Genomic DNA, 21,459 nt, shown 5'->3' on the forward strand with positions numbered 1-21,459 from the left:
TTGTGGGCGAACACAGTATTCGTGCAACGGGACCTTACAACGTGGTTCTGCCCGAGATAAGATGCGGCCAGCCTAGGTGCTTCCCGCAAGTTGTCACCCGGGCCCGGGGTTCCGCTCACAAGGCGGCCCCCGCCTCAGTCCGCTTCTCTTGAGACGTTGGCTCTGTCCGCTCGCTGCATATGGCGCGTCCCTCCAGTTACCAGTCGTTGACTAGTCGCAATCGCCGCACCGACCTTCCCGTGTTCTTTAGAAAAGCAATACACACCGAACGGCGTCCGCTATGGCCAGAAGGATTGCCATCCCTATCGCGAGCACAGCGACACCGAAATAGAGAACCGACGCGACGATGGCGATGCGCAGCATTTTCGCGGGATAGAGGACGTTAATCGAGCGTATCCGTCGGCCGATAGCCCGATGCAGCCGGTTAATCGGTGTTCCGAGAATCGTGTTCGACATGGCGGATTTCATGATGTCACTCCAGAAAGCGGCAGGCCCATCCGATGCTCTGGATGGGCCTGCGTAATGCTCAACTCACAACTGCTCCGTTACTTCTGTGCGACTGCTGTTTGCACCGGAGCTGTGGGCGCTACCTGTCCCATGGCCGGCTGACCAGGTTGCGGCACAACGTCGCCCCATCCGCCACCAAGCGCGCGAATCAGGTTGACAGTGGACGCCGCCTGCACACCCTGCAGCTGCACCGCTGAGCGGCGAGCCTGCAGAACGGTACGCTCCGCATCGATGACGTCCAGATAGTTCACCGCGCCCTCGGTGTACTGCGACCGCGAGAGGTCCGCTGCACGTTGCGATGCCTTGACTGCTTCGTTCTGCGTTTTCGTCTGGTCTTCCAGGATGCGCATGTCCGACAGGTTGTCTTCGACTTCACGGAACGCTACGAGTACCTGCTGCCGGTAGTTGGCGACGTCCTCCTCGTAGACGGCGCGCGCATTCGCAAGGTTTCCCTTGCGGCGTCCACCGTCAAAAATCGGAATATTTAGCGCCGTACCGGCAAGTGGACCGAGCAGGAATGCGCGGCTGCTCCATTTGAAGAGGTCGCCAATCGTAGCCGATTCGAAGCCACCCGTACCAGTGATGGTGAGTGAGGGGAAGAACGCCGCCTTCGCGATACCGATGCGCGAGTTCGCCGCGGCCATCGAACGCTCTGCAGCGGCAATGTCCGGTCGACGCTCGAGCAGCGAAGATGGCAGGCCCGGCGGCACGCGCAGGTTGACCGGGCGAATCGGGTCCGCCGCCATCGAGAACTCGGCCGGTGCCTTGCCGAGCAACACGGCGAGGCTATGCTCAGAGGCGGCTCGAAGACGCTGCACGGTCATTGCATCCGACTGCGCAGTGGCCAGTTCCGCCTTAGCCCGCGAGAGGTCGAGTTCAGTGATTTCGCCTTCCGTATAGCGGCGCTGTACCAGCTTCAGGGCCTGCTGTCTGAGGTCAACCGCGTTCCTGAACACCTCGGACTCGGCGTCGAGCTCACGCAGCGCAAAGTAGTTCTGCGCGACGTCCGCCTGCAGGGCAAGCGTCACTGAGCGGAAGAGCGCCTCACTGCGCTGCGTGTCGGCACGGGCCGCGTCAACTGTCGACGCGACTCGACCGAACAGGTCCACTTCGTACGAAGCGCTGGCCTGAGCGCGCCAGAACGTCTGCTGAGGCACATTCGTGCCATCCGACTCGAAGAGCGACGCGGCTGAGACCCGCTGCCTCGTCGGACCAAACCCGGCGTCGAGCGACGGGAAGAGCCCAGCGCGCGCAGCCTGATTCATCGCCCGCGCTTCTTTCACGCGGGCTGCTGCGGATTTCAGGTTCTGGTTCGCATCCAGGGCCTGCTGTTCGAGGTCGTTCAGCTTCGCGTCCTCGAACACTTTCCACCATTCGCCGCGGGCGACGTCTTCCGACGGTTGCGCTGTCTTCCACGTGCCAGCTTCTTCCGGTGACAACGGCTGCTGCGGTGCCTCTTTGAAAGTCGCAGTAGTCGGTGTGGACGGCACGTCGTACTTCGGTGCCAGCGAGCAGCCGGCCAGAACCAGCAGGGCGCCCAGCAGGAACGAGCCGGTGAAACCCGTCTTCATTGAAAAAATCCCTTTCATGATGGTCTCCTTACTCCTGGAATGCCGGTTCGGGAGCCTTCGCGCCCGGTTTGGCAGACGGACCAGTTGAGCCGCCGCTGCCGCCATGCCCGCCATCGTTGTCGTCCGGACCGTGGATGTGCGGATGGTTGCCGTGCTTGTCCGTAAGCTGTTTACCGCCCGAGAGTTTGCGGAGAATCACATAGAACACAGGTGTGAGAATGAGGCCGAAGAGCGTCACTCCCAACATCCCGAAGAACACTGCGATACCCATTGCACGACGCATTTCGGAGCCGGCACCCGTGGACACGACCAGCGGAATCACACCCATGATGAACGCGATAGACGTCATCAGAATCGGGCGCAGACGCAGACGGCAGGCTTCAATCGCGGCCTGAACAATCGTGCGGCCCTGGATTTCCAACTCGCGTGCGAACTCCACAATCAGAATCGCGTTCTTCGCCGACAGCCCCACCAGCACCATCAGACCAATTTGCGTGAAGATGTTGTTGTCGCCACGCGTGAGCCACACCCCGAAGAGCGCGGACAGAATGCTCATCGGCACAATCAGCAGAATGGCGAGCGGCAACGTCAGGCTTTCGTACATGGCAGCCAGCACGAGGAACACAAGTAGCACGCTGATAGGGAACACCCAGAACGCGGCGTTGCCGGTCAGAATCTGCTGGTAGGTCAAGTCTGTCCATTCGAACTTGATGCCGCGCGGCAGGGTTTGAGCTGCGATGCGTTCAACCGCCGCCATAGCCTGGCCAGACGAATATCCCGGCGCGGGGCCACCGTTGATGTCTGCTGCGAGGAAGCCGTTGTACCGAATCACCGTCTCCGGGCCGAACGTCGGCGTCACCTTAATGAGCGACGACAGGGGCACCATCTCGCCTGCCGCATTGCGGGTCTTGAGCTGCAGAATGCTTTCAGCCGACGTGCGGAACGGAGCATCAGCCTGTGCACGCACCTGGTAGACGCGACCGAACTTGTTAAAGTCGTTCACGTACAGCGAGCCCAGGTAAATCTGCATCGTGTCGAACACGTCAGTCACCGAGACGCCCAATTGCTTGGCCTTCTCGCGGTCCAGCTCGACGTTCAGCTGCGGAACGTTAATCTGGTAGCTCGAGAACGAGGGGCCGAGTTCAGGCGCTTTTGCTGCTGCAGCGAGGAATGCCTGCACTGCCTTGTTCAGCGCTTCATAACCCAGCGCGCCGCGGTCCTCAATCTGCAGCTTGAAGCCGCCGATAGTACCCAGACCCGACACCGGAGGAGGCGGGAAGGTCGCAATCATTGCGTCCTTGATGCCGGCATATTCCTTGTTCAGGTTACCGACAATCGCCGCTGCCGATTCATCCTTGCTGCGCTCCTTCGAGGGACTCATGACCGGGAACACCAGGCCGCTGCTCGACGAATTCATCAGGCCGGTAACGTTCAGGCCCGGGAATTCCGGCGAGTGCACGACACCAGGCTGTTTGCGGGCAATGATGCCCATCTCATGAACGACTTTTTCTGTCCGGTCGAGCGATGCACCCGGGGGCAACTGCAGAATGCTAACGAGATAGTCCTTGTCCTGACCCGGCACAAAGCCGCCGGGCACAATCTTGCCGAACAGGAACGTGCCGCCCAGCAGGACACCATAGACGACCATCATCGCGGCCTTGCGATTGATGATGCCGCCGACACCCTTACCGTACGCTTCCGAGCCACGATGGAACACCTTGTTGAACACGTTGAAGAACGGTCCAAGAATGCGGTCCATGATTCGGGTGAGCCAGTCCTTCGGCGCGTGATGGTCCTTCAGCAGCAGCGCTGAAAGCGCGGGCGACAGTGTGAGCGAGTTGAACGCCGAGATGACGGTCGAAATCGCAATCGTCATGGCGAACTGCTTGTAGAACTGACCCGTCAGGCCCGACATGAATGCCAGCGGCACGAACACGGCTACGAGAGTCAGTGCAATGGCGATAATCGGCCCACTCACTTCCCGCATCGCTTCGTACGAAGCCTCAAGTGGCGTCAGGCCCGCAGCGATGTTCCGCTCGACGTTCTCCACCACCACAATCGCATCGTCGACCACAATCCCGATGGCCAGAACCATGCCGAACAGGGACAACGCATTGATGGTGAAGCCGAATGCCAGCATCAACGAGAACGTGCCCACAATCGACACGGGCACTGCCAGCAACGGAATCAGCGATGCGCGCCAGGTCTGCAGGAAGACGATGACGACGATAACGACAAGGACGATAGCCTCAAACAGAGTGTGAACGACCGCGTCGATACTTTCCCGGACAAACTGCGTTGGGTCATAGACAATCTTCGCTTCAACGCCTTCGGGCATGTCCTTCTGCAACTCTGCCGTGATTCGGCGAACATCGGTCGAAATCTGAAGCGAGTTCGCGTTGGGCTGCTGGAAGATGATGAGCTGCACGCCCGGCTTACCGTCGAGGCTCGCTCGCAGTGCATACTCTGCGGCACCCATTTCCACGCGTGCCACATCGCTCAGATGCGTCACCGCGCCGTCTGGGGATGTCTTCAGGATGATGTTGCGGAACTCTTCTTCGGTCTTCAGACGGCCCTGGGCGTTCACGCTCAGTTGCATCGGAACGTTGGTCGTCATCGGAGCGCCGCCGACGATGCCCGCCGCGACCTGAACATTCTGCTCGCGGATTGCCTTCACGACGTCGGTCGCCGTCAGGTTCTGACGGGCCACCTTCGTCGGGTCAAGCCAGACGCGCATGGAGTAGTCGCCTGCGCCCCACATCGCGACTTCGCCGACGCCGGGGACCTGTGCAAGCCGGTCCTTGACATTAATAAGGGCGTAGTTGCGCAGATAGGTGAGGTCGTAGCGTCCGTTGGGCGATACGAGGTTCACACCCATCGTCAGGGTAGGCGACGACTTAATGGTATTTACACCAAGGCGCTGCACGTCCTCCGGAAGACGAGGCATGGCTTGCGACACGCGGTTCTGCACGAGTTGCTGTGCCTTGTCCGGGTCAGTGCCGAGCTTGAACGTCACGGTCGTCGTCATGTTGCCGTCGCTGTTAGCCTGCGACTGCATGTACAGCATGTTTTCGACGCCGTTAATCTGCTCTTCGATTGGAGAGGCAACGGTTTCGGCAATGACCTTCGGATTCGCGCCAGGATACTGTGCGCGTACCACAACCGATGGCGGCACAACTTCCGGATATTCGGCCGTTGGCAATTTTGTCAGCGCGATGAAGCCCGCCAGCACAATCACCACCGACAGAACGGCCGCAAAGATTGGCCTGTCGATGAAAAATTTTGAGATGTTCATGGTGACCTTCTCGCGTTGTTACGCTACGGATTTGGCAGCGTCGGCCATGTTGACCATGTGCGGGCTGACGGTGTCGCTCGGCTTGGCGTGCATCATGCCGTTCACGACGATGCGCTCACCCGCCTTGAGTCCCGAGGTCACGACGCGAAGGTTGTCGTGCAAGGAGCCAAGCTGAACTTCCCGGTAGACGACCTTGTTCGTGCCATCCACAACCAACACAAATTTCTTCGCCTGGTCGGTGCCCACGGCGGCATCGTCAATCAGAATGGCCGGATGCGGTTCGCCACCGCCAACCTTGACACGCGCGTAGAGACCCGGAACGAGTGCGCCGTCCGTGTTTTCGATAGTGGCGCGGACGCGGATGGTGCCGGATGACGTGTCGAGCCTGTTATCAACCGACGTAACCGCACCTTTGCGCGAATATCCGTCTTCATTCGCAAGACCCAGCGACACCGGGACCTTGGTGTTGCGGTCGCGGCCCAGGTATTGCAGATACGTCTGCTCGTCTACATCGAACGAGGCGTAAATCGGCGACACGGAAACCAGCGTCGTAAGCAAGGGCGCGCTTGCACCAATCGAAACAACGTTACCGACAGTCAGTTCCGCACGTGATACGCGGCCGGTCACCGGGGCGGTGATTTTGGTGTATCCGAGATTGACCTGTGCGGCCTCCAGGGCGGCTTCTGCAGCTTTCACACCTGCGGCAGCTTCGCGAGAGGCATTCTGCTTTTCGTCGTAGTCGCGCTTTGCGATGGCATTGTCGGCCAGCAGGCGGTCAGCTCGTGCAGCATCGGTCGACGTGTAAATCGCACGAGCCTTGGCTGCTGCAACCTGTGCCGCAGCGCGGTCGACTTCGGCCTGGTAGGGGCGCGGGTCAATCGTGAAAAGCGGGTCGCCTTTCTTCACCAGCGCGCCATCCTTGAAGTGAACGGCGACAATAGTGCCGGGAACGAGCGGGCGGACATCGACGTGGTCAATGGCTTCGAGACGGCCGGAATAGCTTTGCCAGTCCGTGATGGTCTGCGAGAGGACGGTCGCGACGTCCACCTGGGTAGCTGGTGGCGGCGCGTCAGCGGCCTGAGCTGCACTCACCGGACCTGATGTGGTCCCGTGGGTGAAGCCAATGCCGGCGACTGCGCCGACAACTGCCAGCGCACCGAGCGCGGCAGTAAGTCGTTTGTGATTGGTGAGCATGAGTAGTACTCCTTATAGATGCAAAGTGGTCTGTAAAAACGTGACAGGTTTGAATTTCAGTTCATAACCGTCTCGGCCTTACATCCATCACTGGGTGTAGAGCGTTGACGGAAGTATGGACTCCGTGTTTCTGGTTATAAAGTAGCGAACAGTGGTTTCTTTGTATCCGTCGGAGCGACAATATGGTCAGGCAATCAATCGCGCGCGAGCCGCTTGCGCAGGAACTCGACAACATCGTTAAGCGCCGGCGCATGTGAGATGAGCTCACCATGGCAGACCCCGCCATGGCGCGTCATCTCAACGGGTACGCCCGCCGTAATAAGCTCCCGCGCATAGGTTTCGCCATCTCCCCGCACGAGGTCCTGTTCCGCAGTCGCTATCAACGTCGGGGGCAGGGTGCTAAGGCGTCGTGATTCGAGCGGCGCTGCATAAGGGTGGATACGGTGGTTTGCGCTTGGCAGGTACGCTCGGTACGAGCGCGCGCAATCCTCCGGGGCAAGGTCGTTCCTGCCAGAGCGCTGCCCCTCCACCAGTCGGGTCATGCTCGGGTCTAGCATTGGCGCGAGTAGTGCCTGGCCCGACAGGCGACGCACGCCCCGGTCGCGAGCGATGGCGGCAAGTCCCGTCGCGATGTTGCCTCCAGCGTCGTGTCCGACCGCGGCAATGCGGTTCGAGTCTGCGCGATACTCGCGAGCGCTATCCACTGCCCACTCGAGAGCCAGATGGGCGTCCTCGGTCGCGGCTGGAAACGGGAACTCTGGCGCGAGCGAATAACCCACGGCAATGACCCATGCCGGGATTCTTGCTGCAATGAGCGAGGCAGGCTTGCTAGCCTCGTTCAGTGAGCCCTTGACGAAGCCACCGCCGTGGAAATACAACACGATTGGCATACCGCTGTGAGCGCACGGATTGAAGCTGCGCAACATGATGTCTTGCGCATGCCCTGCAATCGTGATGTCCGAGATGTCCAGCCTGGCTTTCATCAAAGTGTCTGCGCTATGCGCCAAAGATAAAGGAGGTTTAAGCAGCCGGAATTTTGCATACATCCGGTAGCCAGATAAACATCTCACTTTCGATAAGACAATTCGGTCGTAGCGAATTGTGCTGTCAAAGAACGCGCGCCACATGGCAACGCTCCGCGGCCTTGCCAGACCGCTTACATCGGCGCCATATCCCTGCTGCGCGCACCCGGTGCCCGCGCTGATTCCAGCACGTGACCCGCAGCGTTGGAGGCTTGGCGATGCTTGACGTATTGGGCAATACCGGACGGAAGCACGTTGTCAGCGCGAAGCAATTGACAGTTCTCAAACAGTTCGGCAACCCATTCGACGAACACTCGGACCTGTGGGGATAGGTGACGATTCTGTGGATATACCGCCGAAATCGGAAACGGGCTGGGTCGCCATTTCCCGAGCACTTCAATTAGGGCGCCTGATTCCAGATGGGGCTGCGCAAGGAAGTGAGGCACCTGAATGAGCCCGAGGCCTCGCAATCCGCACTGGAGGTAAGCATCGCCATCATTGGCGGCGAGCTTCGAGCGCATGCGGACTTCGACAGGCTTGCTGTCGACGATGAAATCCATCTCCACAATGCGGCCGTTGCGACTGGAGAAATAGTTAACAGCGGTGTGCGTCTCTAACTCCGCGAGTGATGCCGGAGCGCCATTGCGGGCGATGTATTCGGGACTTGCTACGGTGACAAACTCCGATACGCCGACCCGACGTGCAACAAGCGTGGAGTCCTGCATCGGGCCCATGCGGATGGCGCAGTCCACACTGTCCTGAATAAGGTCTACTGCCTTGTCTCCGACGCCGAGCATGAGGTCAATATCCGGGTATCGGGAGTGGAACTCATCCAGCGCTGGAACGACTAAAAGGCGTCCGATTGACCCCGGCATATCGACTTTGAGCTTGCCTCGCGGGGCGGACGCCCGTGAAAACGAGCTCTCGGAATCTTCGACCTCGGCGAGGATGCGCGAGCAGCGCTCATAGTAAGCGGCTCCGTCCGGAGTGAGGCTGATGCGGCGGGTCGTGCGATTGAGTAGCCTCACCTTCAGGTAGGCCTCAAGAGCCTGGATAATGGTCGTCACCGACGAACGCGTCATGTGCAGGGAGTCGGCAGCACCGGAAAAGCTGTTGGTGTCGACTACCCGCGTGAAGACCTGCATCGCTTGAAGTTTGTCCATGATTCTCACTTAAGGCAATTACGCTGGGCGGCTTGTTCTGCGCCGCTGCAGTCATTCGGATGCGCCGGGTACGTCGCAGCGGGCTCGTCGCGATAGGCGCTCAATCTCGCTGGCGAGCTCTTCGATATAGGAGTCCTCCAGGCCGCACTCAAACAAAGCCTCGCGCAGCTTCAGCAGGTACTCGGTATTGCTTCCAAACTTTCCTGTTGCGGTGCCGATGAGCGGAGCGACGGTTGCCACGCTTGAATCCGCCTCAAACTGTTCGCGACATTCATCTGCGACAAAGGCAAGTGCATGGGTCTCGGTACCGTCGCCCAGCGTTATGGATGCCCACGTTGGCCTGTAAGACCCAAGCACCATCTCCCGAATCCAGATGAGCCGAAGCTCTTGGTCCAGCATTGCGTCCGGTAACTTCAGCGCGACGCCGTTCGTGTGGCCGCCCGGCCGCAGCGCGAGCATGCGCCCCGGCCCATCGGGGCTCCCTCGACCTGCAACCATGCGCAGGCAAAAGCTTCGGTGCCAACCGTGCAATGTTGCCGTCTGCCTTTTCTCGAACTCGACCATCGGGTTCCACATCAGGGAGCCGTAGGCGAAAATCCAAGTGTCATCCGCATCGGTCGGCCTCGCCTGCAGGGTTTCTGTGAGCGAACTGTGGATTCGCTCCAGGGTCCACAGGTTCGGCAGCGCCTCGAAATGTTCGAAGTACGCGCCTGAGCTAATCGCCTCTCTTGTCAACATCGCCATTGCCCCGTCACCTTCTAAGTTGCTGGGGCAATGCGTTCCGGCGTTGCTGGCAAGCGCGTTTGCGATGGCAACCTGGTACGGTGTGACAGCCTGGTCCGTGCGTAGCCTTCAGAAGGAAAAGACGGAACTCCAAGAAAGCGTCGCGTTGCTTGAGCAGCATGGGGGCCGGCTTGATGTCACGTCCTGCCGATTCAAGGATGGACACACGGAGCCTTGCATTCGGGTAGACGTTACCAACGAGTTCGTCGACGACTATCGGATTCCTGTCTGGCGAAAATAGACTCTTGCCGGGATTGGCAACGGGCCGAAACATCCGTCGCTTCGGCCCGATGCTGATGCAAGAGACTATCTATGCTCGCGATTCCAACTCAACGTGGGCGTGTGGCATAGTTCCGGCATCTCGGCTACGGAGGCCAAAATGGCAACTCTCGAATTACTGCAGGCAAAAATCAAGAAGCTGGAACAGCAAGCCGAAGCTCTCATCGCAAAGCAGTCGTCAGGCGTCATCGAAAAGATTCGCGAGTTGATGGCGAAGCACGGTCTGACGACCGCTGACATTGACGCGCACTCTGACGGCAAGCGGCGCGCCTCGAAGGCAGTTGCTAAGACCAAGAGCAATGGTAGCGCTGCTGCGGTCAAGTATCGCGACCCTAAGAGTGGTGCAACCTGGACCGGACACGGCCGGGCACCAAGTTGGATTGCAGCCGCGAAGAACCGAGACAAATTCTTGGTTGACGAAAGTGCGGCGACGGCGAAGCCGGCTCCTGTCACCAAAGCGAAGGCTGCTGGCAACTATGTCCCCGGGCAGCAGCCGGCGATGTACCTGGACCCAAAGTCGGGCGCGACTTGGAGTGGTCGCGGACGCGCTCCGGCTTGGCTTGCTAACGTCAAAGACCGCAGCAAATTCCTGATTGCAGACGAGGCGTCGGTGGGTGCATCGGAAGCCGGCGCAATCAGCAGAGTGAGCAAGCCGAAGACTGCGGCAAAGAAGACCGCGGCAGCGAAGTCTCCGACTGCGAAGAAAGCGACTTCTGTTGTCGAGAATGTGGCTCCGAAGAAGAAGGTTGCAAGCAGAAAAGCGGCTTCGGTCAAAAGCGCTGCCGCAAAGGTCGAGGCCCCAGCAGTGCCGCATGCGTCAACAGAGGTGAGCGCATAGTCGCCTAAGTAGCCGTCGAACAGCGAGCGGGGTCTTCCTCCCGCTCGCTTAAGTTAGCGGCATAGGTGCCGATATTCAGAGTGCCGTCTTTGCATTCAAACAGGAAAAATAAAATGCGCACTCTGGTCTCCACGGTCGCCGCCGTGTCGGCGCTCGTCATCCTCTCTGGATGTTCGACGACTCAAAATGTCACTGCTGGGCCTCAGGTGAAGAACTCGCCGATGACTACGGCGTGCTTCACGGCACATGGCGGCAAGTCGGCTGATATGGACGCTGCAATCCAACGCAACCTGGAAAAGCACGGCGTGTCGGTGTCGGTTGCACCCGCGTGCGACAAAGCCGACATGAACGTCACCTACACGGACAGTTGGTTCTGGGACATCGTCATGTACCTGCGTTCTATGGATATTCGCTTTTACAAGGCGCCAAGCGGCGGCCTTATCGCGTCGGGGCACTGGAAAAACTCCGTGTTGCATCAGTTTCCAAATGCCGACGGCGTCGTCCAGGATTTGATGGACGACATGTTTAAGCAGAACGGCGAGCCCAGCGCTGTAAGAACTAAGGCAGCGGCTAACTAAAAGCAGAAGGACAGGTATGCCAAGGTTCGCTTCTTTGCCGCATTGACTCTTGGACTTTAGGCGGTCGGCCGGTCGGTGTCGGGCACGTTGCTATTTGCGCGGAGATTTTCATACCGACCGGGTGGACATGGGTGCTGTCAAATCGTGAAGATGTGATTCGACTCGATAGTAAAAAATTGAAAGGACGGGCATGCTTCTCTTCAATCTCCTCGAACAGTTGGAACCGAGTCTCAAGCCAAAGGACACGAAGATTCATTTAGCACGATTCAATGGTAGCGAGCGTCCGATAAACGTCTTCATCGAAGGGCGGTTCGACGAGTGGCAATTGTGGCAAAGCCGGCGAAATTTTTCTCGTCAACCTGCGTAAGGCTGAGCTTGACATCGTTGTCACTCAGAATATCGAGTCCTGGCGCACAGCGCTGTCGAGCGTCAAAGGTATCTACCTCATCACCGACCGAAGCAACGGAAAGCTCTATGTGGGTAAGGCTGACGGCGAAAGCGGAATCTGGCAGCGTTGGTCCACATATGTCTCCAATGGCCACGGAAACAATGTGGCCCTCGTCAAGGAACTAGGTTCGGCGAGTCCGGAGCGGAAGGACGACTTCAGCTTATCGCTTTTGGAGATAGCGGACATCCAGTCGACAAGCGAGGAAATCGCAGGGCGGGAAAATCACTGGAAGGAGGTCTTGGGAACAAGGAACCACGGCTACAACCGAAACTAATGCTCCTCCGTAATGAGCGGCTTGCTCCATGCGCCGCCTGTGTGATGTAGAAGAAAGCGCGCATGCCGCGCGAATTGCCCTGATGGACCAAAACGAGCAGCGACAGAAAACATGACCCAACGCCTCATCGACCTCCGGGCAATGATTGAGTTCTACGACGAGAACGAGGATGCACGCGAGCATTCCAACGCCGTCAAGATGCTAGCGCACGAGGAGTTCGCCATCGCGCTTTTTTGCCATTACATGAAAGCAGACGGAAGAACAGCTGAACGCATTCCAGGTTCCTGCCTTCCCGTAACGGGTAAGACGGGCAAGAGGCTGGATGCATGGGTCAAGGTTGAGGACCCGGTCCATGGGCCTGTTTTCTACCAGACTGAGGTGAAATCGGCATCATTCCACGGGTATAGGAGTGGCAAGGCCATCCCTTGCGATTCTGAGCCTTCCGAACTGCAAAAGCGCATGCGAAAAGAGTTCGACGCATGCTGGAACAAAGAAACAGGACGCTTTAACGATTTGGGCTTGGACAAGGTGCTGCATAAGATGCGCAGAAAGGAACTCGGCCCTAAGGGCGAGCAGGCGGAAATTCGACCGCTCGCCTGTCTGTGGGCTCCGATGCACCCGGAGTGGAACATGACAAGCTCCGCGCCGTTTTTCAAAGTGGACGGGGTCAAGGACGCGGAAGAATTCGGGAGCGTATGGATTTTCTCCGCTTCCGCGTGTCTGCGGCAGTATCGTCACAACGACATCGAGGAACTCGTCCTGGATTTGCCGAAGCTGGCGAAAACGCAGAAATTCTTCGACGGAATTTACAGGCGACCGGAGGAAAAGGGGGCGTGAAACGCAGACGTAAAGGTTTGTCAGCCTTCAGATGCTAAAGAACCAGCGAGTCACTCCCGGCGTGGCTTTTCCAGAACGGTATATCGACCGTAAATGATAAAAGTCAGGCTTGAAGGCGTAGCGTTTGTCGCGACAGTCGCGACAGTCGCGCGGCGATGATGCCGCCAATCGCGCCACCGAGATGGCTTTGCCACGACACGTCAGGATAGAGGGGCAGCGCGCCGAGCAGCATACTCAATCCATAGCTACTGACCACGAACAGGGCGATGAGAATCGAGAGGATGCCGCGCGTGTAGAAGCCGCGTGCAACGAGATAACCGGCATAGCCGAACATCAAGCCGCTCGCGCCGATGTGCACAGAATAAGGCGCGCCGAGCAGCCATGCACACAATCCCGCGCCGAGCATGGCGCCGACCGTCGCCTGCCAGAAGTTGGTGATGCGCGGCCACATCGCGAGCCAGCCGAGCACGAGCAAGCCGCCCGTATTGGCCGCTATATGCCAGAGCCCGGCGTGCAGCCACGGCGCGAACAGGATGCCCTGCAGGCCGCCAAGGGTGCGCGAGACAACACCGTGACGGTTCAGGTGCAGAAAAGGCATTAAAACCGACAGAAAGAACGTCGCCCACATCGAGCCGACAAAGAGGGCCAGCAGCGCAACCCGGGCCTTGAGCTGGTCCACGAACGAACCAGCGGCTCGCGATGGGGTGGTTGAAGCACTGGGTTGCGACATCTCCAACTCGTCCGGGGCGGTATGGGTGGGTTAGCTGCAGATTGGTTCGGCGCAGGTGCCCCGGTGGAGTTGTGCGAGTAAGCCGCTCATCGTGCCGATATTGAAGGTCGATTATCTAATCTGCATATTAGGACGTATGGTCTGTTTGGGCAGCGCAGAATCTCGCTCGCACCGTCTGTTCACGGGCCGCAATTGTAAAGCGCTTCTAGTCTACAATATGATGCAAATACAACAGACAAGCGACCCTGTGGGCAATGGACACGGGGAGGTCGTTAGCGAGTGCCGGCTGATGATTTCAAATCAATTGAGCGGCCGCACAAAAACAGTATCGGGGGAACGGATGGAACAAGAGCCGCTATTTGACGAACGGTTTCTGAACAACTACGCGGGCGCTATTGTGTCCGACCCGCCAACCGCCATTGTTGAACTGGTCGCGAACTGTTGGGATGCCTACGCCACAGAAGTTCGCATTACTCTCCCAAGCGCGAGAAATGAACGCCACTTCAGGATTGAAGACAATGGCAACGGCATGACGCGCGACGAGTTTGAGTACATCTGGCGGACTTGGTCGTACAACCGCATTGCGGCTCAAGGGAAAAAGTCCTTGCCGCCCCAAGGTACCGCAGGCCTTCCGCGCGAGGTTTTTGGGAAGAACGGAAAGGGCAGGTTTGCTTCATTCTGCTTCGCTTCTGAATATATTGTTAGGTCCCGAAAGAACGGACAAGAGTTTGTTTGTCGCGTCGGGCGAACCAGCACCAAGCCCCTCGTTCTTGATGAAATCTCCTTTACCGCTCAAGGTGTGGAGGGGCACGGGACAATAATCGAAGGTGTCGGTGACATCCCGCAACTTCTCTTCACGGATGAGAAGGCCCGGGAGATTATCGGCAGCCGATTTCTCGCAAACCCCGCGTTCAAGGTGTCCATCGACTCAAAGCAGATAAGCTTTAACGACATCCCAACCTACCTGTCGCAAGAAGAGTTCAACGTAGAGGGCCTCGGAACCGTTCGAATCCTACACATAGATACAAAGAAAGCCGACAAGACGACGAAGCAGCACGGTATCGCTTGGTGGGTGCGGGGCCGTGCGGTTGGCCAGTGTAGCTGGAGTCCGAGCGACTACGAGCGTGTACTTGACGGCCGTACTTCCGAGGCAAAGCGCTACACGTTCATCGTTCAGGCGGACTTCTTGAACGACCACGATGCGGTGACTGAAGACTGGAGCGGCTTCGATGAGGACAATCTGGCTTGGTTGAGGACTCGCGAAGCGGTTCAAGACCGAATCCGAAACATAATCCACGAGGCGAGCAGAAGTGAGCGTGAGGCAACTAAGAGTGCAGTTATCGAGCGGGTCGGTAATGCCATCAACGCTCTTTCTCCTGTAAGCAAGGACCGCGTTTCATCTTTCATCGAGGAAGTAGTCGAGACGTGCCCGAATTTCGGCGAGAACGAGCTTGTCCAACTTACGACGATTCTGACCAAGCTCGAAAAGTCAAAGTCCCGCTATGGATTGCTCGACGTCCTGCAGAAGTGCGACCCGAGCGACTATGACAGCTTGCACGAAATCTTGACAGAGTGGAGCGTCAGCATGGCGAAGCTCGTCTTGGATGAAATCCAGAATCGACTAAAGCTCATAGCCGAATTACGCATCAAACTTAAGACGGTCGGCATCGACGAGGTTCACGAACTGCAGCCGCTGTTCGAGCGCGGTCTCTGGATGTTCGGGGCACAGTTTGAGTCCATCGACTTCACGTCAAACGTCGGGATGACGCAGGTCATCAAGACCATATTCAAAGACACCACGGGAAAAGGAAGTCGCAATCGACCGGATTTTGTAGCCCTCCCGGACGCCAGTGTTGGCTTTTACGCCCGTCCGTCCTATGACGAGAATCACGATGAGGACGGGGTCGACCAACTGGTCATCATCGACCTTAAGACAACGGGTTTGCCTCTCGGAAGCAAAGAGAAAGACCAGGTCTGGAAGTACGTAAAAGAGCTGCGGGCGCTCGGCTATATAAAGAAATTCACGAGAGTTGATGGGTTCGTTCTTGGAGATAAGATTGAAGATGGTGAGAACGAACCTATCAAGCACGGCGAAGAGGTAAAGATTTACCCAATGCTGTACGACACCATCTTGGTTCGTGCGGAAAAGCGGTTACTGAATCTGCACAGCCGGGTAAAGGATGCACCGTTCCTGATTACGCAACAGGAGCAACTCAAAAAGTTCATGGAGCCGCTCACTGTTCTTCAAATGGACCTAGTAGTCGACACGAATGAATGACAATGATGCTAAGCGACGCCGGTCGTGTGCGGGCGAGATGGCTTTGGCTCGCATGGCATCTGGTCTATGCTGCTCCGGAGTTCGGACATCCATTACTCAATCATTGGCGCGGTAGTGCCGCCAACGCAGACGGCGATTATTCGGACAAACCCAAACGTAGCCGGCTTGGCGGATTTGCAGCACCGCGGATGTCCACGCGAAACATTATCGCAGCCACGTCTGTGATGCATCAGGAAGCGGAGAAACTGGCGGGCAGGCTGTTCCGACGCTGTTAAGTTGAAAATACGGCGAATCAACAGATATCGGATGAGTTACCCCAATCGATAAAGGTCATCAGCACACTTGAATGAGTGGTACTGTTTCTACAATCATCCGGCGAATCTATTAGACGCTGCTTTTTTTCTGCAATCAAAATGCTGACAATCGACGTAAACCACGTGCGGCAAGGCTTTCTGAAGCTGATGCCATCTCCCGGGGACAAAGTCATCAAGCGGTTGTACGGAGTTGATGAGAAGATGGTCTTCTACTACGACGAGACCAACAACATCCGCAAACTCCATCTGAGGGAAGACGGACAGCCGAACAATCGAGAGATGAAAAATTTCATCCTCGGTGGTATCGCGCATCGGACGATGACACCGCTTCCAGATGTTGCTCCGCTACGCGAGGCGTTGAGAATCCAGAAGAGCGCGCCAGAGATTAAATTCGACCTCATCGCGAAGGGTGACTATCTCGATATTCTGCGCTCGGAGAAGTTGAAAATTTTTCTCCAATATCTGCTAAATAACAGAATCTACATCCACTACTACAACCTGAATCTGGTTTACTGGTCGTTGGTCGATATCATCGACTCGCTCTTCGCCGACCCCCGTTTTCTCCCGTTCGTGATTTATCATCGCGAAATCAAGAACGAACTTCATGCCATTGTCTCACGAGACCTGTTTTCGTTCCTTGCGCTTCTTCGGGCCTACGACTACCCGAATGTGGGCAAGAAGACATCGGAGTTTTCGGAGTCTGTCTTAGCGTTTCTGAATGCAACAGCAAAGACCCCACGAACACCAGCGGACTTGTGGCTGAAGTCTATGCTGAAAGAAGCGACAAAACTTGAGGAACTCGCGTTTCTCGTCGACAATGAAAGCCACGTCCTCATAGAGGGGCTGCATGATTTCTATGTACGTCCCGTCTGTCTTTTCAGGAAGTCAGAGCACATTTTCGATGAAGAGCTGACCGTTCAGAAGCAACTCGGCGACATCGAATTCATGAATGGAACCAGGCGTGTTTCATTCTCGTTCGTGAACTCGAAAGATTCGTTCGGAGTGCAACTGTCCGATGTTGTGTGCGGATTACTCGGTAAGCACTTCAACTTCATCGAGGAGAATTCGATGCCGGAGCTGCGCAAAGCAAAGGCAGCCTTGGACGAAACGCAACGCGGCAACTTGAAACTTCTGGAGAAGTTGATTGATGTCTCCGACAAGTTTAGCAACGGGATGATTTACAGAACCGTCCCTGAAGACAGTGATTTCAAGCATCAGGCATTCACTTTCGGGGAAGTGACTCCACCTCATCTCGGGTGATTCTTACTGAGTCGATTGAAGCAGCATCCGAAGTTCGCAATTTTCTACGAAGACACTTATGGCAGCTACAACAAACGGCCGCGGGTCGGGCCGAGACTTCAAGACGTTTTTCGGATTGACGGAGTTGCCCCCCCACCGGATGCGCCCGTACTCGGTACTTATCGTCCCTAGCAGGCCGTTGAAATATCCGTCGTTGATGCGCTCAGATGCATTACGACGGATGCCGGGTTTGCACTTTTGAAACGCGGAACACGTTTGCGGGCATTCGGCGTTACTCGCGGGTTCACCATATAGGTGTTATCCATCGCTTCCTGCCCCTCAACCGGCAAGTGTGCGCATACGCGTCAGGTTGTAGCCGACCTGCGTCAGCACGAAGAGCTGGTCTACGCGTTCAAGTCCCCGATACATCGCTTGTCGAATTCGCCCGACTGTCTTGCCCCATCCGAACACCTGCTCAATGCGCTTACGTTTTTGCTGGCTGACCGCGTAGCCCGGCCAGCGCGTAGTTCGCCCGTCAATTGCTGAACCTCCTGGACGCCCATCGTTTTGCGCCACATGCGGCGTCACACGGTTCGCTCGACAACTGGCCACGAAACCGGCGGTGTCGTAGTTCTTGTCCGCGCCGACCGTGATGCCGAGCGGCGCAACGCATGCGGCATCGGCAAGCATCAGCTCGGCCGCGTCGCGCTCGGCGGTGCCCGTCGCCAGCGTCACCTGTGCGTTGACCACCAGGCCATGCCGGTTGTCGGTCAGCACGTGGCCCATATAACAGAGCATCGCTCCGGTTCCTTTGCTCTTGCGAAACAGGCGCGCCTGCTCGTCAGTCGTGGATTGGTGCGTCTCGTTACTGCGCTTCTGTCCGTGCCAGTTGTCATTCGGCGCGGGCGGTTCGTCAGGAGGCGTGTCGTCTTTGTCCGGACTTGCCTTGGGCACAAAGCTCTTGTGCCCGGCCCATGCCTGAATCAACGTGCCGTCGACGCTAAAGTGCTCCCCGGAAAGATATCCGCGCTCGCGCGCGGTCTCGACTGTCTCGTTGAAGAGCAACACCAGCACATCGTGTTCGAGCAACCGGTCGCGGTTCTTGCTGAACGTCGAGTGGTCCCACACGGTCCCGTCCATCGGCAGGCCGACGAACCAGCGGAACAACATGTTGTAGGAAATCTGTTCCACCAGCATGCGCTCGCTACGAATCGAATACAGCACCTGCAGCAAAAGAGCTCGCACCAGCTTCTCCGGTGCGATGCTAGGCCGACCTCCTTTCGCGTCAGCCTCGTACATCCGCGCGAACACATCGTCCATGCGTGTAAGCGCGTCATTGAGCCAGGTGCGAATCGGACGCAACGGATGGTCCTTCGGCACAAAATCATCCAGCTTCAACACCGTGAACATTGACTCGGTAAAACCATCTGGCCCACGCATCCGTTCCATCTCGCTCTCATTGATGACATCAGTTCAACGTTTACGCCTGCGTCCCGGATGACCGCTACTTGAGGTATTTCACCGGCCTGCTAGTGCTGAAAAGGTCAAGGGAGCGCGTTTCCAGATTCAGGTAGACATCCACGTCAAGTTTGACGGGGATGTAGACTCCATGAGTATGAGCGGGTTCTTCGGCTATGCGACTTCAGGTCTTTCGGAGCCAGCGGACGTCCGCTGGTTGGAAGACACGGTCAATGCTGCGAGCGATGAATTTGTGCCTGCCGAAGAATCGCAGCAGTTCTTTACGATGTTGCCAGCCATGGACGATTATCGGCGAATCGTGAGGGTGATGGGGCCGGACGTCGCATCGAAGGTGCTGCTCGCACTGAACGACTTGGTTGCTCTCACTGAGCTAAAGGCCCGCTCTGAGCTACCTAAAGTTGCTTCGGCAACACAGGTTTTCCAGAAGGCGTTCATTCGAACTGCGGAAGCGTTCTTCGCATACAAAAATGCTGGACCAATCCTCAAAGGCCTCGACTCGGAGCAAATCGGCCGTATGTCCGATGACATCGAAGTCAGATTCCAGCTAGCGGGTAAGAAGAACAGGCATGAACTCAAGTTCCGCTTTGACCACGGGGCGGAACTGCCAAAGCGCATCTCAGTGGTCATAGGGAAAAACGGAGTTGGAAAGAGCCAAGCACTTGGGCGAGTGGTGAATGCTGCCTTGGCAGGCGACGACAGCGCGTTGCGTGAGGCGACCACTCATGGGCGTGTCCTCATCAATCGTGTTCTTGCATTTGCGCCGACGAACGAATCGGCCTCCGTTTTCCCATCGGAGCGCAGGAAGAACCCGAAGGTCTGGTACAAGCGGTTTGCCTTGAATCGCGGAGGACGCGTGCGACGAGGCGCGGGAGTCGCCGACATGGTGCTACAGGTTGCACGCTCCGAAGGTCGCATCGGTAACTTCCAGAGGTGGCAGATATTTCTGACGGCGATTCAGTCCATTTCGGATTGGCAGCAGATTGCTCTCTTGAGGACTAACAAGGGCGACGACCCGGTCGCACTTTCGTTCCTTCGGGTCACGGACGAAGGCGACCGTGCACCCGACCTCAGTGTCGACGCCGAACATCCTATAGCTGAGGACAACCTGCTGGACCTGTTCGCATCTATCGATTTGAACAAGGACCCCATCCGCGAGGTAGATGGTCAGACTTTCGCCTTGAGCAGTGGAGAAATCTCGTTCTTGCGATTCGCGGCGCAGGCCAGTCTGTACATAGAAAACGGCTCGCTGCTGTTGCTGGACGAACCGGAGACACACCTACATCCGAATTTCATAAGCCAGTTCGTAGCTCTGCTGAACACAATGTTGGCCCAAACTGGGTCGGCTGCAATCATCGCAACTCACTCAGCCTACTTCGTACGTGAGGTTTTTCGGGAGCAGGTGAGTGTGCTCCGCACGACCGATGACGGTTTCGTTTTTATTGACCCGTTGAGGTTGCAGACATTTGGCGCGGATGTGGGGTCGATTTCGTACTTTGTATTTGGAGAGGACGAGCCCTCGAAGCTCGCGGCCGACGTCGAGCAGCGTCTGCTTAGCCGCTATGAGACTTGGGAGCAATTGTACGGCGCATATAAGGGAGAACTGTCTCCGGAGATATTGAGCTCACTGCGTCTGGCGCTCGAGAGGAGGCAGACGAATGAATAGGCTTACTCCGCCGGACATTGATGATGCTGCAGCATTCACTGCCTTGGCTAACAATCCGCGCGTAGGCAGCTTCCCTCGGTTGCAGGGTTCCGTACCCGCGGTCACGGCGGGGTATACCCAGTATCGAGCAGCGGCGGGAAACGGGTTTGCTGTGCAGGGAGTTCCGCTGGATGCGGAAGTTGAGACGCTCTTGAGGGCCCACTATCAGAAACCTCCAGCGGTCCTCAGATACATCAATGACATTCGTCTGGAGTCTGAGCACAGGGTCTGCCCGATGTGCGGTTCGTTACACAGCGGAACATTAGACCATCTGTTGCCAAAGGAGGACTACGCGGCCTTCGCCGTGTTCTCGCTGAATCTCGTTCCGGCATGTAAATGCAATACTCGGCGCGGTCGGGTTTTGCTTGGCAATGCTCCTGACGAGCGAATTCTGCATCCATATTTCGACGATTGTCTGTCTGACCGGTTGATTGCGGCACGATTTGATGACCTTGGGTTAATCCCGAGAGTGAGCTTGCAACTGTGCGTCTTTCCTGGCCACGCGCAATACGAGGCCATTTCATTTCACAAACGACTTATCGTCGAACGGACAGCAATTCTCCGGCATTTCGCAGATGGCTGGACTCGCCTTTGCCAGCGGCCGCGTCTGGCCGTTAGAGCATTGGCGATTACGCCCGCCAATCCGGAACAACTGCAGACTACGCTACTTGAAGAAGTGGAACTGCTCGACCAGGAGCACGGAGGGAAAAACAACTGGAATTCTGCTTTCGTAACGGGTCTGCTCGACCCTCATGTCATCGACTGGCTGTACGAGCGGCTGACAGCTCCAGATAGGGCGGCCGACGGGCCGCTGGTCACCTAACATTTCTGGAAGCTTCACGCGGATGTTTGCGGCCGTGCCGGTGCGCCGTCCCTGCCGTGACCGGTACGGCGTAGTTCGCGCACGAGAGCGTGTGAGGATGAGGCT

Annotated in this window: 17 protein-coding genes; 8 read left to right on the forward strand and 9 right to left on the reverse strand. The window is 57.3% G+C overall.

What is annotated here, in order from left to right; translation table 11 throughout:
- Positions 1-246 precede the first annotated feature (246 nt).
- The 7 genes from PDMSB3_RS05095 to PDMSB3_RS05125 all read right to left on the reverse strand — a co-directional run bounded on the left by PDMSB3_RS05095 (position 247) and on the right by PDMSB3_RS05125 (position 9,490).
- Positions 247-468, reverse strand: a complete 222-nt coding sequence (locus PDMSB3_RS05095; protein WP_165185281.1) for a hypothetical protein — start codon at positions 466-468, stop codon at positions 247-249.
- Between the two features lie 77 nt (positions 469-545).
- Positions 546-2,096: an efflux transporter outer membrane subunit gene (locus PDMSB3_RS05100; RefSeq protein WP_165185282.1), complete on the reverse strand. Its 1,551-nt coding sequence runs from the start codon at positions 2,094-2,096 to the stop codon at positions 546-548.
- Between the two features lie 10 nt (positions 2,097-2,106).
- On the reverse strand, positions 2,107-5,373 hold the full coding sequence (locus PDMSB3_RS05105; RefSeq protein WP_165185284.1) for an efflux RND transporter permease subunit: 3,267 nt from the start codon (positions 5,371-5,373) through the stop codon (positions 2,107-2,109).
- An 18-nt stretch (positions 5,374-5,391) separates the two neighbouring features.
- Positions 5,392-6,567, reverse strand: coding sequence for an efflux RND transporter periplasmic adaptor subunit (locus PDMSB3_RS05110; RefSeq protein ID WP_165185285.1), 1,176 nt, complete (start codon positions 6,565-6,567; stop codon positions 5,392-5,394).
- A gap of 194 nt (positions 6,568-6,761) precedes the next feature.
- Positions 6,762-7,694 carry an alpha/beta hydrolase gene (locus PDMSB3_RS05115; protein ID WP_232064118.1) on the reverse strand — a complete coding sequence of 311 codons (933 nt, stop codon included), beginning with the start codon at positions 7,692-7,694 and terminating at the stop codon, positions 6,762-6,764.
- A gap of 29 nt (positions 7,695-7,723) precedes the next feature.
- Entirely contained in the window at positions 7,724-8,752 is a 1,029-nt protein-coding gene (locus tag PDMSB3_RS05120; protein WP_165185287.1) for a LysR family transcriptional regulator, read from the reverse strand.
- Positions 8,753-8,803: 51 nt separating this feature from the next.
- Positions 8,804-9,490 (reverse strand): gamma-glutamylcyclotransferase, encoded by a 687-nt coding sequence (locus PDMSB3_RS05125; RefSeq protein ID WP_165187396.1) that lies wholly within the window; start codon positions 9,488-9,490, stop codon positions 8,804-8,806.
- Between the two features lie 424 nt (positions 9,491-9,914).
- Between PDMSB3_RS05125 and PDMSB3_RS05130 the strand changes: the two genes are divergently transcribed.
- From PDMSB3_RS05130 to PDMSB3_RS05145, 4 genes are all read left to right on the forward strand, one after another.
- Positions 9,915-10,652, forward strand: coding sequence for an H-NS histone family protein (locus PDMSB3_RS05130; protein WP_165185289.1), 738 nt, complete (start codon positions 9,915-9,917; stop codon positions 10,650-10,652).
- A gap of 113 nt (positions 10,653-10,765) precedes the next feature.
- Positions 10,766-11,230 carry a hypothetical protein gene (locus PDMSB3_RS05135; protein ID WP_165185291.1) on the forward strand — a complete coding sequence of 155 codons (465 nt, stop codon included), beginning with the start codon at positions 10,766-10,768 and terminating at the stop codon, positions 11,228-11,230.
- A 437-nt stretch (positions 11,231-11,667) separates the two neighbouring features.
- Positions 11,668-11,952: a GIY-YIG nuclease family protein gene (locus PDMSB3_RS38405; RefSeq protein ID WP_407670561.1), complete on the forward strand. Its 285-nt coding sequence runs from the start codon at positions 11,668-11,670 to the stop codon at positions 11,950-11,952.
- Between the two features lie 111 nt (positions 11,953-12,063).
- The gene (locus PDMSB3_RS05145) at positions 12,064-12,789 is read left to right on the forward strand and encodes a hypothetical protein (protein WP_165185292.1); all 726 of its coding nucleotides are present in this window, start codon (positions 12,064-12,066) and stop codon (positions 12,787-12,789) included.
- Between the two features lie 103 nt (positions 12,790-12,892).
- On the opposite strand, the gene PDMSB3_RS05150 is transcribed toward PDMSB3_RS05145, so the two are convergent.
- Complete coding sequence (locus tag PDMSB3_RS05150) at positions 12,893-13,519, reverse strand: rhomboid family intramembrane serine protease (RefSeq protein ID WP_165185294.1); 627 nt, start codon at positions 13,517-13,519, stop codon at positions 12,893-12,895.
- Between the two features lie 289 nt (positions 13,520-13,808).
- Between PDMSB3_RS05150 and PDMSB3_RS05155 the strand changes: the two genes are divergently transcribed.
- Entirely contained in the window at positions 13,809-15,797 is a 1,989-nt protein-coding gene (locus PDMSB3_RS05155; RefSeq protein ID WP_232064119.1) for an ATP-binding protein, read from the forward strand.
- Positions 15,798-16,210: 413 nt separating this feature from the next.
- Positions 16,211-17,371 (forward strand): DUF3800 domain-containing protein, encoded by a 1,161-nt coding sequence (locus PDMSB3_RS05160; RefSeq protein WP_165185297.1) that lies wholly within the window; start codon positions 16,211-16,213, stop codon positions 17,369-17,371.
- A 318-nt stretch (positions 17,372-17,689) separates the two neighbouring features.
- On the opposite strand, the gene PDMSB3_RS05165 is transcribed toward PDMSB3_RS05160, so the two are convergent.
- Entirely contained in the window at positions 17,690-18,790 is a 1,101-nt protein-coding gene (locus tag PDMSB3_RS05165) for an IS5 family transposase (protein ID WP_165187363.1), read from the reverse strand.
- A gap of 169 nt (positions 18,791-18,959) precedes the next feature.
- Here PDMSB3_RS05165 and PDMSB3_RS05170 point away from each other — a divergent pair, with 169 nt between their 5' ends.
- On the forward strand, positions 18,960-20,492 hold the full coding sequence (locus PDMSB3_RS05170; protein WP_165185300.1) for an AAA family ATPase: 1,533 nt from the start codon (positions 18,960-18,962) through the stop codon (positions 20,490-20,492).
- Positions 20,485-21,354 carry a hypothetical protein gene (locus PDMSB3_RS05175; protein ID WP_165185303.1) on the forward strand — a complete coding sequence of 290 codons (870 nt, stop codon included), beginning with the start codon at positions 20,485-20,487 and terminating at the stop codon, positions 21,352-21,354. The genes PDMSB3_RS05170 and PDMSB3_RS05175 overlap by 8 nt, the downstream gene beginning before the upstream one ends.
- The last annotated feature ends 105 nt before the right edge of the window (positions 21,355-21,459 follow it).

Source organism: Paraburkholderia dioscoreae (assembly GCF_902459535.1).
GTDB lineage: Bacteria > Pseudomonadota > Gammaproteobacteria > Burkholderiales > Burkholderiaceae > Paraburkholderia > Paraburkholderia dioscoreae.

What these genes read in the sequence shown, in the direction of transcription:
- PDMSB3_RS05135 (WP_165185291.1), top strand. Translation starts at nt 10,766, where the DNA reads ATGCGCACTCTGGTCTCCACGGTCGCCGCCGTGTCGGCGCTCGTCATC.
- PDMSB3_RS05175 (WP_165185303.1), top strand. Translation starts at nt 20,485, where the DNA reads ATGAATAGGCTTACTCCGCCGGACATTGATGATGCTGCAGCATTCACT.
- PDMSB3_RS05100 (WP_165185282.1), bottom strand. Translation starts at nt 2,096, where the DNA reads ATGAAAGGGATTTTTTCAATGAAGACGGGTTTCACCGGCTCGTTCCTG.
- PDMSB3_RS05125 (WP_165187396.1), bottom strand. Translation starts at nt 9,490, where the DNA reads ATGTTGACAAGAGAGGCGATTAGCTCAGGCGCGTACTTCGAACATTTC.
- PDMSB3_RS05155 (WP_232064119.1), top strand. Translation starts at nt 13,809, where the DNA reads ATGATTTCAAATCAATTGAGCGGCCGCACAAAAACAGTATCGGGGGAA.
- PDMSB3_RS05160 (WP_165185297.1), top strand. Translation starts at nt 16,211, where the DNA reads ATGCTGACAATCGACGTAAACCACGTGCGGCAAGGCTTTCTGAAGCTG.
- PDMSB3_RS05110 (WP_165185285.1), bottom strand. Translation starts at nt 6,567, where the DNA reads ATGCTCACCAATCACAAACGACTTACTGCCGCGCTCGGTGCGCTGGCA.
- PDMSB3_RS05105 (WP_165185284.1), bottom strand. Translation starts at nt 5,373, where the DNA reads ATGAACATCTCAAAATTTTTCATCGACAGGCCAATCTTTGCGGCCGTT.
- PDMSB3_RS05150 (WP_165185294.1), bottom strand. Translation starts at nt 13,519, where the DNA reads ATGTCGCAACCCAGTGCTTCAACCACCCCATCGCGAGCCGCTGGTTCG.
- PDMSB3_RS05145 (WP_165185292.1), top strand. Translation starts at nt 12,064, where the DNA reads ATGACCCAACGCCTCATCGACCTCCGGGCAATGATTGAGTTCTACGAC.
- PDMSB3_RS05095 (WP_165185281.1), bottom strand. Translation starts at nt 468, where the DNA reads ATGAAATCCGCCATGTCGAACACGATTCTCGGAACACCGATTAACCGG.
- PDMSB3_RS05170 (WP_165185300.1), top strand. Translation starts at nt 18,960, where the DNA reads ATGAGTATGAGCGGGTTCTTCGGCTATGCGACTTCAGGTCTTTCGGAG.
- PDMSB3_RS05115 (WP_232064118.1), bottom strand. Translation starts at nt 7,694, where the DNA reads ATGTGGCGCGCGTTCTTTGACAGCACAATTCGCTACGACCGAATTGTC.
- PDMSB3_RS05120 (WP_165185287.1), bottom strand. Translation starts at nt 8,752, where the DNA reads ATGGACAAACTTCAAGCGATGCAGGTCTTCACGCGGGTAGTCGACACC.
- PDMSB3_RS05130 (WP_165185289.1), top strand. Translation starts at nt 9,915, where the DNA reads ATGGCAACTCTCGAATTACTGCAGGCAAAAATCAAGAAGCTGGAACAG.
- PDMSB3_RS05165 (WP_165187363.1), bottom strand. Translation starts at nt 18,790, where the DNA reads ATGCGTGGGCCAGATGGTTTTACCGAGTCAATGTTCACGGTGTTGAAG.